This window comes from Winogradskyella aurantiaca (genome assembly GCF_003362725.1).
In the GTDB taxonomy this organism is placed as follows: domain Bacteria; phylum Bacteroidota; class Bacteroidia; order Flavobacteriales; family Flavobacteriaceae; genus Winogradskyella_A; species Winogradskyella_A aurantiaca.
Genome location: NZ_QKTV01000009.1, coordinates 48235 through 60734, shown reverse-complemented (window position 1 = coordinate 60734; position 12500 = coordinate 48235). Strand labels below are relative to the sequence as shown.

The 12500-nt window shown below is 36.1% G+C and carries 10 protein-coding genes; 1 reads left to right on the top strand and 9 read right to left on the bottom strand.

The genetic code is table 11. The annotated features are described in order from the left end of the window. The first annotated feature begins 11 nt into the window (after window positions 1–11). The gene (locus DN064_RS13505; RefSeq protein ID WP_115463194.1) at window positions 12–2486 is read left to right on the top strand and encodes a mechanosensitive ion channel family protein; all 2475 of its coding nucleotides are present in this window, start codon (window positions 12–14) and stop codon (window positions 2484–2486) included. Between the two features lie 17 nt (window positions 2487–2503). Here the strand turns inward: DN064_RS13505 and DN064_RS13500 are convergent, their stop codons facing one another. From DN064_RS13500 to obgE, 9 genes are all read right to left on the bottom strand, one after another. Further along, window positions 2504–3856, bottom strand: coding sequence for a UDP-N-acetylmuramate--L-alanine ligase (locus DN064_RS13500; RefSeq protein ID WP_115463193.1), 1353 nt, complete (start codon window positions 3854–3856; stop codon window positions 2504–2506). A 69-nt stretch (window positions 3857–3925) separates the two neighbouring features. Beyond that, window positions 3926–5350 carry a TolC family protein gene (locus tag DN064_RS13495; RefSeq protein WP_115463192.1) on the bottom strand — a complete coding sequence of 475 codons (1425 nt, stop codon included), beginning with the start codon at window positions 5348–5350 and terminating at the stop codon, window positions 3926–3928. Window positions 5351–5353: 3 nt separating this feature from the next. After that, window positions 5354–6703, bottom strand: a complete 1350-nt coding sequence (locus DN064_RS13490) for an HlyD family secretion protein (RefSeq protein WP_115463191.1) — start codon at window positions 6701–6703, stop codon at window positions 5354–5356. Between the two features lie 11 nt (window positions 6704–6714). After that, entirely contained in the window at window positions 6715–8373 is a 1659-nt protein-coding gene (locus DN064_RS13485; RefSeq protein WP_115463190.1) for a peptidase domain-containing ABC transporter, read from the bottom strand. Then, a complete protein-coding gene (locus tag DN064_RS13480) occupies window positions 8363–9052 on the bottom strand; it encodes a TetR/AcrR family transcriptional regulator (protein WP_115463189.1) in 690 nt (229 codons plus the stop codon). The genes DN064_RS13485 and DN064_RS13480 overlap by 11 nt, the downstream gene beginning before the upstream one ends. 105 nt (window positions 9053–9157) lie before the next feature. Continuing rightward, complete coding sequence (locus tag DN064_RS13475) at window positions 9158–10120, bottom strand: tetratricopeptide repeat protein (protein ID WP_115463188.1); 963 nt, start codon at window positions 10118–10120, stop codon at window positions 9158–9160. Between the two features lie 81 nt (window positions 10121–10201). Continuing rightward, window positions 10202–10732 carry a DUF4136 domain-containing protein gene (locus tag DN064_RS13470; protein WP_115463187.1) on the bottom strand — a complete coding sequence of 177 codons (531 nt, stop codon included), beginning with the start codon at window positions 10730–10732 and terminating at the stop codon, window positions 10202–10204. A gap of 44 nt (window positions 10733–10776) precedes the next feature. Continuing rightward, complete coding sequence (locus tag DN064_RS13465; RefSeq protein WP_198659450.1) at window positions 10777–11499, bottom strand: ion transporter; 723 nt, start codon at window positions 11497–11499, stop codon at window positions 10777–10779. 1 nt (window position 11500) lies between these two features. Next, window positions 11501–12499: a GTPase ObgE gene (gene obgE, locus DN064_RS13460; RefSeq protein WP_115463185.1), complete on the bottom strand. Its 999-nt coding sequence runs from the start codon at window positions 12497–12499 to the stop codon at window positions 11501–11503. Window position 12500 lies beyond the last annotated feature (1 nt).

The following is a 12500-nucleotide window of genomic DNA, read 5'->3' as shown; positions in this document are numbered from 1 at the left end:
ATGCTATTAAAATGAAATCTACCAACAAAACTATATTATTCTTATTAATCCTTTTGGGAATAGTTGCCAACATCAAGGTTTATTCCCAAGAAGTAGAGGTCACGAACGATTCCATTAAGCAAGTCCCTGTTCCTGTCAATATTGTTGACATTATTAAAGAAATAAGGGAGGTAAATAATGATTTAAAACTCATCAAGAAAAAGGCTAAGCCCTCAAAGGACCTTATTCAGATTGATTCAATTTATCCTAGCTATAAAGAGTTTTTAAGTAAACAAGAGGCTGTTTCGAGAGCGTTCGTTTTATCAAATCCTAACCGTCAAAAGATTGAGAATCAAATAAAAAAATGGGGGGTTTATAAAGAGGCCATATCTAAATGGGAAAGTAAAATTAATGATTATAACAACAAAAATTCAGCATTGATCCATGATCTCAATTCTAAAATTAAAACCTGGAACCTCACCTATAAAAATGCCAATGAAAATAATGCACCCAGAGAGCTACTGGGGTATGCACAAGGGATAAGAGATAGTCTATATTTAGCCGATAAAGCAATTACACGGACCACAACAAAATACCTGAGATTACAAACCAAATTTGCACGACTTGGTGAGATTGTAGACGAAATTAGAAGTGAACTTCAGCAATTTAAAAGATCTAAACAATACCATGTATTGCACAAACGCCACACAAATATTTGGAACCCTGAGGATCGAGATTTCAAAACTAACGATGATGGAAAGGAAGCCTTAGAATCCTATGAAACTGCTATGGTAGACCTATACAGATACGTTATTAGTAAACCAGAGTTTTTAATAAATTATGTAATCACAATGGTGGTGTTCTTCTTCCTGTTGCGCTATTTCCGAAGAGCATTTATTAAATACCCATTAGAAGAGAAGAACTCAAGGTTGAAGCGATTTGGAACACTTCTAACCCAACAAAGCACCTTAATTCTTATTTTCGCAGGTCTCGCCTTTTTAAGGTTCTATATTGTCGGCAATGAACGTATTTTTTCCGATGTGATCAATGTGGCAATGATGTTAACCATTATTCCTATCGTAAAATTATATGAACCCAAGTTTTTTAGAAGTTTCTTTTATTTCTTAACTGGAATGTATGTACTAGATGCATTCAAAACCTATGCTTGGTTTAGTTCACTAGATTACAGATTATTTCTTTTCTTAGAATTTGGATTACTCATAGTACTGGTATTGCGTTATTCCTCATCGTATCTGCTTCAAAACAAGCGCCCCGAAACTCGCCGTTTTTCCAAGTACTTTCAATATCTCAGACCTGCCATCTTATCAGGTATTCTAGTCGGAATTATTGCCAATATTTTCGGGTACACTAATCTAGCCGATATTGTCCTTATAGTATCCATACAAAGCGGTATCGTCTCGGTTTTTGCCTACGCCATTTTACTAATTGTAGAAAGTATGGCTATTAGTGTTGTTTATAGACATTATGAACGCCCATTGCAGAAAACAAAGAAGAATCAGTTAGTAATTGAAAAAGATGTTCTTAAATATATTAAGATTATAGTCGTCACAATATGGGCAGTTCTATTTTTGGGAATAATTGACAGGCTTGAAGACTTTATTGATTATTTAGAACTTTTTCTCTCTGAAACGTATACAATTGGCAGCATCTCTTTTACTTTAGGAGCGATTTTTTCATTCTTCTTAGTCCTTTTCATTTCTTACACACTCTCGAAGCTCGTCTCCTTTTTTGTCAATGAAGATAACGAAATCTTAAAAGTGTTTAATTTCTCAAAAGGAGTTCCCACCGCCATTTCGGTTGTTTCTAGATATGCAATTATAGGTTTCGGGTTCATTTTTGCTCTTTCGATTTTGGGTATAGATTTAAGCACATTTAATCTAATGGCAGGAGCCCTTGGTTTAGGTATTGGCTTTGGGTTACAAACAATAATATCCAATTTCGTATCTGGACTTATTCTGATTTTTGAACGTCCAATACTACCCGGCGATTCGGTTGAATTTAATGATTTGTGGGGGACAGTTACAAAGATAGGTATAAGAGCCTCTGTCGTTAATACTTATGATGGGGCAGAAGTTATTGTACCAAATAATAATTTAATAACGAACGATTTGATCAATTGGACTCACTCGAGTAAAATAAGAAGAATGCAAATAAACATAGGTACATCCTATTCGAGTGATCCAAACAGAGTATTAGAAATACTTAGTAACGCTGCTAAAAAACATTCTGCAGTCTTAAAAGATCCAGAACCACAGGTTCTTTTTATGGAATTTGGTGAGAGCTCACTTAATTTCAGTTTAAGATATTGGGTTTATTTTGAGGACGGATTTGCTTCCAAAAGTGACATTTCAATAGCAATTTATAATGCCTTTAAAGAAGCTCAAATTGAAATTCCGTTCCCACAACGGGATTTACATATTAAAAGCATCACCAAAGGGGAAAATCCAACTACGGAAATTGGATTCAATCCTAGTACAGATGACTAAGATGTTATAGGATTTGTCTAATAGAATTTTTTAAGTTCTTCGATATCCAAACCACCGTAGTTACCTGAACTCATTAATAACAAGGATTTATTTCTAAAATTTTGCTCTAACAAAAAGAATTTAAACAATTCTGGATTGGTGAATATTTTCAAATCATTCCTATTAAATGCTTCTGAAATTTGAGATTCAGAGACTTCGTCAAGCTTCTTAATTTTAACTGCATGTGGAGAATAAAAAACTACGGCAATATCAGCTGCATTTAGAGCCCCTTCATATTCTTTTAGAAATTTTGCATTAAGACTACTATATGTGTGTAGTTCCAAACAAGCTAACAATTGGCGATCTGGATACTGAGATTTTACAGCTTTTGTGGTTGCTTTTACCTTACTTGGTGAATGTGCAAAATCTTTAAAGGCAACTGAATTTGAATTCTCTGCAATTTTTTCGAGACGCTTACTAGCACCTTTAAATGTGCTTATAGCCTCATAGAAATCTTCTTCATCAACTCCCATATGTTGACAAATCCATTTGGCTCCAGCCAAATTATTAAGATTGTGTCGCCCAAAAAGTTCAATAGGCATGGGGCCATCTTCTGTTTCTAACATAGTTGTTCCTTCTTCGACATAATACTCAGGAGTTTCGTAGGGCAACTTTCTAATTTGGTTTTCGGTAGCTTCTACAATTCTAGCGACCTTCGGATCCTCTGAGTTATAATTAATACTTCCACCTCTAACTATAGAATCAAGGAATATCTCAAACTGCTTCACATAATTTTCATAGGTTGGAAAGACATTGATGTGATCCCAGGCAATCCCACTTAGCAAGGCAATGTTAGGCTTGTATAAATGAAATTTAGGACGTCTATCAATTGGAGAACTCAAGTACTCATCCCCTTCTAGAACTATAAAATCGTTATCGTCTGTTAGTTTTACCATAACGTCAAACCCTTCTAGTTGGGCACCCACCATATAATCCACCTCTCGGTCATGATAATTCATAACATGTAAAATCATAGCCGTAATTGTAGTCTTTCCATGACTACCACCAATAACAACCCTAGTTTTATCCTTAGATTGCTCATAAAGAAATTCAGGGTAACTATACACTTTAAGACCTAATTCCTGAGCTCTCAATAATTCAGGATTATCGACCTTGGCATGCATTCCTAGGATAATAGCATCTAATTCCTCTGTTATTTTATCTGGAAACCAGCCATATTCTTGGGGCAATAAGCCAATTGTTTCCAACCTTGATTTTGATGGGTCAAAAATCGTGTCATCACTTCCTGTGATGTTATAACCTTTATTGTGCAACGCAATTGCCAGGTTGTGCATAGCAGCACCACCAATAGCTATGAAATGGATATTCATACCAAATATATTCTACAGTAAAAATACATTAAGTTTTGAGAGAACTGATGGTATTTTTATGGAATATACCTAGTATAAAAAATCAGGATTTAGAGCCAAACTATTAAATAATTTTGCCTTTGTAGAAAAGTACTTGTTTTGAAGTTCAATGGCCTTTAATTGACTATTAATAAGACTGGACTCACGTGAGTTCACAAGAAACAAGGAACTCTCTCCTATATCAAATTTTCTTATTTCTGCACGTAGCATTCGCTCATAATCAGATACCATTTGTTCTGTTACATCATTTTGCACAATAAAAGAAGCTAGCTCCTGTCTTATAGCTTCAATCTTGTTTCCAAGGGTAATTCGTGTGGCGTCAATTTCAAATTCAGCATCTCTAATTTTCAACTTAGCCAAGTTCAACTCACCTCGTTCTTTTCTTAAAAATAAAGGAAAACTAAAATTAACTGCGGCTTTATAATTTGAAGTTGTAAAGGCATCAATTGAGTTGTTTCTTTCATTTAAAAAATTGTACTCAAGATCAATCCTAGGTAAGAGCATATTGGACTTTAGTTGACGATCTACCTGCAAATTTTGCAACTTATAATCTAATGACAAAAGTTTAGGGTGCGCATCTAACAACAAGCTGTCTGGTTCAAAAGATGATAAATTAAATGTATCATCAACTACCGTTTCAGTTTCCAAATCAGGAATTACACCTGGCTGTAATTCTATTGGAATATTACCATCAAACCACAAGTAATTGGTCAACTCAAAGCTAGCCTTAACAAATTTGATTCGAGTTTGTTCTGCCTTTAATACTCTGTCATTAACCGCTATTCTGGCTTCCACAGAATCAATAGCGGCAAACTGCCCAGTTTCTGCCCCTCGTTTTATTCCCTGAAAACGTTGTTCAGCATTAACTAGAAAGCGTTGAAACAATTGATTCTCTTTATACGCTTGCAACCACTTAAAATAGGCCAATGAAGCTTCATACAAAATGTTATTGACCAACAAATCTCTATCCGCCTTGGCCTGCTCTCTAAATAGTTTAGCTTGCTTCAATTGGGCCATTCGCTTGTTGATTAATAGGCCTTGGGCTAAGGAAAAGGATACCCCTGCACTATACAAACCTTCCGCTGAAGTATCGTTCTCGGGATTTAAAAAATCTCCCCTATTATCTTCAAAATTACCTTTCAATTCAATACCATACCATGTCGGTATTTTAAAGGTAGCATTGAGTTTGTCATAGTACTCTGTATTCTTAAACTTCTTACGGTCATAATCAACCTCTATTTTTGGGTCAAATGCACCTCTTGATCGCATTAGATTCGCCTGACTTTCATCTATAACTAATTGTGCTTGTTTTACAACTGGATGAAAACGTTTGACATATCCCAGATATTCATCAAATCGAAAAATCTTATTGAGACTATCCAGCGGCAATTCTACCTGACTACTTCCTACCTGAATGACAAGAAGACACAGTATGTATTTTAGGTAAGATCTCATGGCTTACTTTTTAGCGGTTTTACCAGAATCTATAGGTTGGTAGTAATTTGGAGGAAACCCATTTAACTGCCTCCAAATTTCAAACCAAATTGGAACATCCTCTAATAATGCCATAGTAAAGGCACCTGAACCAGCTCTAATTTCTTGCGGCCATGGGTGATCATCTGGATCTGGTTTTAAAAGAATTCTGAACTTACCATTTGAACTTATAAAGTTCTCAACAGCAACAACTTCCCCACCATAAGTTCCATAGGACACATTTGGCCAACCTCTAAAAATAATTGCTGGCCAACCATCAAACTGAATTCTTACTTTTTCACCTAAATGCATTAATGGTAAATCAATTGGATCTACATAAGTTTCGACCGCCAAATCAACTTGTGCAGGCATAATTCCCACCAATTCCTCTCCTTCCTTAAATGTGACACCAATACCTCCTCTAAGGGCTTTATTTATATAGCCATCAAGCGGAGCGGTTATAAACAATAAACTATTTCGAATTTGATAGTTAGATACTTCATTGTCTAATTTGGTCACCTGCGCCTCTGTATCTAGTTGGCCAGACATCGCTGCAAACTTCTCACTCTCTGCCTTTGAAATCTTATCGATGTATGAAGCATCTGTTGATGAAATATTTACCTCTGCATTGATAACTTCATTCTGACTTGCCGCCAGTTTGGCTTTCTGCGAAATGAGTTTAGCTTCATTTTCCTGAAACTTTAGTCTGGCTTCCTCAAAATCTTTTAAGGATATAATTCCATCGTTTTCTAGCTCCTGAGCACGATCAAATCTTGTCGTAGCAATGCGCATATTCGTCTTAGCGGCCTCTAGATTAATACTATCTTCTTGCACCTTAAGTTTTGATTGGTATAATTTGTTTCTAGCCTGCTTGAGCTTTAAAACTCGCTCTTTTTTAAGGGCCTCAATCTGAACCTCTTTAGCCTTCACCTTTTGCTCATAAGACTTTGCAGAAAAGGCTTTTGCATCTCTCATCTGACCAGTTCTCTCTACCAATTGAGGATCAAAATACTCACTTTTAACTTCGGCAATCTCCATAATAGTATCACCCTTCTTTACCAAATTACCTTCACGTACATGCCAGGCAACAATTCTTCCGGGAATAGGAGATTGTATTGTCTGTGGTCGTTGGTCTGGAGTTAAGGTAGTGACCTCCCCTCTACCAGTAATATTCTGCGTCCATGGGAAAAACAAGATAATAAAAGCAGTCAAGGCAAAACCAGTTAAGAATCGGTTGAAATACTTATAATATTGTTTTCCAAATACATGACCTGCAGATCTGTATTTTGTGAGATCTACTTTTTTATTTAAAGGATTATTTGAAATGTTTAGCATGATTCTATTCTTTAAACAATTACACCTTTTTTAAGTTGAATTACTTGTGTACACTTATCAACCCACTCATTATTAAAACTCACTACAATAAGTGACCATGGATGCTTAGGATCAGTTAACCTGTCAATAATCCTTTTAACCTCATATTTCTCAAAATGCTCAAGCGGCTCTTCTAAAATCAAAGCTTTAGGTTTTACAATAATGGCTCTGGCTAGAATAATTTTCTTCGCTACTGTAAAGGACATCTGACGGCCTTCGGGATAAATGATGGTATCCAAGCCTTTTTCAGACTCTCTCATATATTCCAATAGTCCAACTAGTTCTATAACTTCATATATCTGATCATCAGTTATATTTTTGTCTCCTAATGTGATGTTCTCACGAATACTTCCTTCAAAGGGTGTTTCATCCACTAATGACATTCCCAGCTGAGCTCTGTAAGAATTAATCTTTAAATTATCTAAGGCCTGATCATTCACATAAATACGACCTGATGTGGGCTCGATAATTCCAGATATCATTCTCAATAAACTGGACTTCCCAGAACCACTCTCGCCTTGAATTAAGATCCGACTCTTAGGAGTTATGGTTAAGTTGATATCCTTTAAAATATGAAGAGACCTATTGGGTACTTCATAAGCAATATGATCCAATTCAATTTTAAAATCATCAATACTGCGGACTTCATTACCTTCTTGATCTTCAATTTGTTTGTCGACAACCTGTCCCATTTTCTCTAATGAGGTTAAAACATCATAAAAGGATTCCAGTCCGAGAATTAATTTTTCAACTGAAGATATTACCAATAAAATGATGATCTCTGCGGCGACAAATTGCCCAATATTCATTTCCTGAGATAGCACAAGTAAGCCACCAATAATTAATAGCCCTCCTGTTACAAGAACTTTAAATCCAATCATTTGAATGAACTGTAAGACTAGAATTCTAAAGTGCGATTCTCTTGCAATAAGATATCCATCAACCAATCTATCGTTTTTATCCACTGCTAATGAGGTGCGTCCAGACACTTTAAAACTGGTAATGGCCCTGGCAACTTCTTGAATCCAATGTGCCACCATATACTTTTTCTTAGATTCCATTAAACTCGTCTGCATACCGCGCTCGATAGTAAACTTAAAGACCACATAGATTAGAATGACTAATAGTAATCCAAAAGCAATAAAAAACGGATGGTAAAAGGACAATAGAATCAATGCAAATACAATTTGTAAAACCGCTGCTGGAACATCTATTAACAATTTATCAAGTCCCTTCTGAACTGTTAATACGTCAAAAAATCTATTGGCCAACTCCGGCGGGTAGTAATTGCGCAATTCATCCATTTTAATCTTTGGAAACCTATATGTAAACTCGAATGAGGCACGCATAAAAACACGCTGCTGAACCGTTTCAATAATGCGCATCTGCATTAGTTGAAGTATTCCCACAAATGCTACACCAATGGTCACCAATATAACCAACACGATCCAGGAGGTACTTACCTGTGCTCCTTGAATAAGATTTATAATGGCTTGGATTCCTAGGGGTAATGTTAAACTAATTAACCCTGAGAAAACGGCATAGTAAATCACCTGTAACAGGTCCTTTTTTTCTAATCGCAGCAATCCAATAAACCTCTGCCAAGGGGTTAAAAGTGGTTTATTTGTCATGTGTAGTTTGTTTTAAGGTTGATAAGACCAAATGTGTAAAGTACTCGGCCGGGGTTGTTGTTTCTGAACAGTCCGTAATGGACCTGAAATGATCTTTGAGATAGTGCTGATGCAGTGACCCTTCAATGATGGTGCTCGCCAAACTAGCAGGGTACTTATAATTAGAGTTGATTATCAGAATCATATCTTTAAGTCTAGTTACCAGTCGTTTATAAACAACAAAGTATCCTTCTTTATTCTCACTATCTACCTCCTTAGTGAGATAAGATTTTGAATATTCATTAATAATAATTCGGTTAAGAGCTACCTCATTAATATGGGAAAAGGCCTGATCTTCTTCAACATTCTTGGATATAATTTCAATGGCTTTTGATAGTTGCAACTCGGGGTCCGATACATTAAAAGTTGCGAATACCAGATGGTACTCGATCCATGCCCAATACCAAGATGTCAAATACAATAACAACTTGTGTTTACTCTCAAAATAGCGGTAAATAGAGCTCTCATTGGAACCAATTTTAGCTCCCAATTTTTTAAAGGTAAAACTATCGAAGCCTAACTCATCTATAAGTACTATACTGTGCTGAATAATGCGCTTACCAAGATCAGAAGACTCTGGATCTTTGATATAAATCTTGTCTGGTACTGCAATTTTTAAATTTGATAGCAATTTTATCATTTCTAAAATATTTAATTGCAAATATAATAGTATTACTATTAATTTAAAATAATTAACAGTTATTTAGCAGATTAATTCTACCATTCTCAACTGATTATCTAATAGTTATAAATTCTGGATTCGTTTCCTTTCTTGGAGCGCCTGAGGGAAATCCGCACGCAAGGACAAGGCACGATCAATGTGTTGCAAGGCCTCTTCTTTGTTATTCTGATGGCGATAGATCTGGGCACAACGGTAATAAGCCCATTCAATTGGAACTCCGTCCTTTGATGTATAGTTCTTTATATAGGTATTAAGGCAAATCAATCCTTTGTCAAGGTCTACCTTATAATCTGCAGATACCTTACCAATTTGATAATGCAAGGCATTTCTATGGTGTAATTCTTGAGCTTCTTCTAGGGTTTTAATGGCTTTATCAGGTTGGTTTTCCTCTTGGTAAAACTCTGAAAGCTCCCTGTAACAGACCACGGAGCCACCAACCTCCACAGCCCTTAAATAATTGAATTCAGCCAGCTCTGGTTCATCGTCGTACTCATAAATATATCCCTTGGCCAAATAACAATCCACCGCAGAAACGTCCATTAATTTGGTAGCATAATCAAGTGCTTTTTTATTGCTACCTCCTAGAATTCCAGGTAAGGCGATATACAATTCTATGAGAGCCCAGTGCGCCTCAATGTGATTTGGATCTATACGTATGGCCTCTTTTAATGCCTCTTTAATATCTCCAACATAAGTGATGGCTTTTAATTTATTAACAGATTGGGCCTTTAGCCCCAAAGAACCACCCAATTTGTAATATAAATCAGCATCTTCAGGATATTGGCTTACCAGACTTGAATAAATTTCTATTGCCGCATCCCATGCACGTTGATACCCATAGGCATCCCCTAATAATTCATAAGCTTCTTTATCTTCTGGTCGCGTTTTTAAATACTCATTTAAAATTTTCGCCGCAGTATCATACTCTCTTTTTTGAAACAGACCATCCACTTCTAAGGTCAAACTTTGACTGTTGACAACATTTATGAGTATAGTAGAAAAAATGAATAAAAGTAGGTATCTCATAAAAAAGTAGTTATGTGTATCTAGTCGTTAATTTTAATTCAAATTACAATTCTATCGAACTTTAGTTCCTAAGGAAAGCTGTCACTTCTTTTTTTTAGGTGGATAATTACTAAGTATCTTATTCACAAGGTTTTGGAAATAGGCATCGCGATTTTCAGGAGTCTCTGAGTTAGGAACAACAACATTAACATCAGCCAACCAAATTGTAGTCTCCTTTTTCTCATCTACAAATTCAATCACCAATTCATCATAAGTTTTATAGTTATTTATAGGAACACTAACACCAATACTACCAGAAGTATTACCCCCGGTACCTCCAACTCCAAGCCCAACACTTGACGTATTGTTGGTTTCATAGGCATTTCCACTAATATTAATTATAAAGTCGGGCTTAGAAGATTTGGTATAGCCCATAACTTTTAGCTGGCTGTCAAGAGCTCTCAATAAGCGTCGCTCATCCAAGGTACTTAATCCTGATTGAATATCGCTGTAATAGAGATAGGTCTTATACGCACCGAAATCCGCGTTTCTATCATAGTCATAGTTAATCGCTGGACCACAACTTAAAACAAACAGAAATACTAAGAAGCTAACACCGTTTTTCACCACCATACTTTTCTTTAAAATTAAGAAAAATGAGGATAGAATTTTGTTCTTTAACGCTTCTCGTGAGATTTATCTTCGATGGTTTTAGTTAGTGATGAGGAAATAATACCGGTTGGAATGGCAACAATTCCTAATCCTATAAGAAGAATAAAAAATGTAAACACTTTACCGCCAACAGTAATTGGATAAACATCCCCATAACCAACCGTTGTTAAGGTTACAATAGACCACCAAAGACTATCAAAAACAGAAGAAAAATGATCTGGCTGCGCCTCATTTTCAAAGTAATAAATACCCACTGCTGAGAAATATATAAGTATTAAGGTTACGCCCATAAATAAAATTATCTGCTCCTTTGCCAAAAGCATAGCCTCAGTAAAATGACGCATCGCCTTATTATACCGCACAAGCTTAAGCAATCTGAACAACCTAAACAGACGCATAAGTCTTAGAGATCTTAAATCAACACCGAATGAGAGGTAAAATGGAAGTATCGCCAATAAATCAATGATGCCAAAAAAACTGAATACAAACTTTAATTTATGATCAGCGACATAAATACGCGCCAGGTATTCAATGGTGAATACTATGACACAAACTACTTCGATTATATGCAACAAAAACTTGGTGCTTTCTGATATATTTGGAAGCGTTTCAAACGAGAAGGTAATAACAGAGACAATTATGAGAAACTGAATAAAGTAGGCGAAGTAATGACTCAAGGTGTTGTCATTATATTCAACAATACTCTTAATTCGTTGTTTAAAACTCATTTTACTCATTAAGCATCGACCAAAGCTTATCTTTCAATTCTACAAGTCCTTGTTGTGCCACACTTGAAATAAACATAAATTCCAACCCGAGTTCTTTATGTAGTTCTTCAGTTAACTCAGATTTGAGTTCATCATCCAGCATGTCCGATTTAGATATGACTATAAACCGTTCTTTGTCCAGCATCTCAGGATTATATCGACGCAATTCACTCAATAATATATGATATTGCTTAGCAACATTATCAGCATCAGCAGGAATTAAGAATAATAATACCGAATTTCTTTCAATATGCCTTAGAAAATAATGACCAAGACCTTTACCCTCGGCAGCACCTTCAATAATTCCGGGAATATCTGCCATCACAAAAGACTGATAATCTCTGTATTTGACAATCCCTAAATTAGGTTTCAAAGTTGTGAACTCGTAGTCAGCAATTTTTGGCTTGGCTGAGGTTATGACGGACAGAAGTGTTGATTTCCCAGCATTAGGAAATCCAACCAATCCTACGTCTGCTAAAACTTTTAATTCAATGGTTACATTGACTTCCTCTCCAGGGATTCCAGGCTGCGCGTACCTTGGAGTTTGATTGGTTGGGCTTTTAAAATGCCAATTACCACGACCTCCAAGACCACCCTTGGCAACAATTTTTTCTTCCTGGTCTTCTGTAATTTCAAACAAGGTTTTACCAGAATCTGTATCTTTTATAACAGTTCCTAAAGGCACCTCAATAAAAACATCAGACCCATCCGCTCCAGTACTTCTGGAAGAACCTCCATGCTCCCCATGTCCAGCCTTTAAATGTCGCTTATACTTTAAATGTAATAAGGTCCAAAGATTGGCATTACCTTTAATTATAACATGACCACCACGACCACCATCACCTCCATCTGGCCCACCCTTGGCAATGTATTTTTCTCTATGCAGGTGTGCAGAGCCCTTGCCACCATTACCAGATGTGACATGCATCTTTACATAATCAACAAAATTGCCTTCGGTCAAA

What these genes read in the sequence shown, in the direction of transcription:
- DN064_RS13505 (WP_115463194.1), top strand. Translation starts at nt 12, where the DNA reads ATGAAATCTACCAACAAAACTATATTATTCTTATTAATCCTTTTGGGA.
- DN064_RS13500 (WP_115463193.1), bottom strand. Translation starts at nt 3,856, where the DNA reads ATGAATATCCATTTCATAGCTATTGGTGGTGCTGCTATGCACAACCTG.
- DN064_RS13495 (WP_115463192.1), bottom strand. Translation starts at nt 5,350, where the DNA reads ATGAGATCTTACCTAAAATACATACTGTGTCTTCTTGTCATTCAGGTA.
- DN064_RS13490 (WP_115463191.1), bottom strand. Translation starts at nt 6,703, where the DNA reads ATGCTAAACATTTCAAATAATCCTTTAAATAAAAAAGTAGATCTCACA.
- DN064_RS13485 (WP_115463190.1), bottom strand. Translation starts at nt 8,373, where the DNA reads ATGACAAATAAACCACTTTTAACCCCTTGGCAGAGGTTTATTGGATTG.
- DN064_RS13480 (WP_115463189.1), bottom strand. Translation starts at nt 9,052, where the DNA reads ATGATAAAATTGCTATCAAATTTAAAAATTGCAGTACCAGACAAGATT.
- DN064_RS13475 (WP_115463188.1), bottom strand. Translation starts at nt 10,120, where the DNA reads ATGAGATACCTACTTTTATTCATTTTTTCTACTATACTCATAAATGTT.
- DN064_RS13470 (WP_115463187.1), bottom strand. Translation starts at nt 10,732, where the DNA reads ATGGTGGTGAAAAACGGTGTTAGCTTCTTAGTATTTCTGTTTGTTTTA.
- DN064_RS13465 (WP_198659450.1), bottom strand. Translation starts at nt 11,499, where the DNA reads ATGAGTTTTAAACAACGAATTAAGAGTATTGTTGAATATAATGACAAC.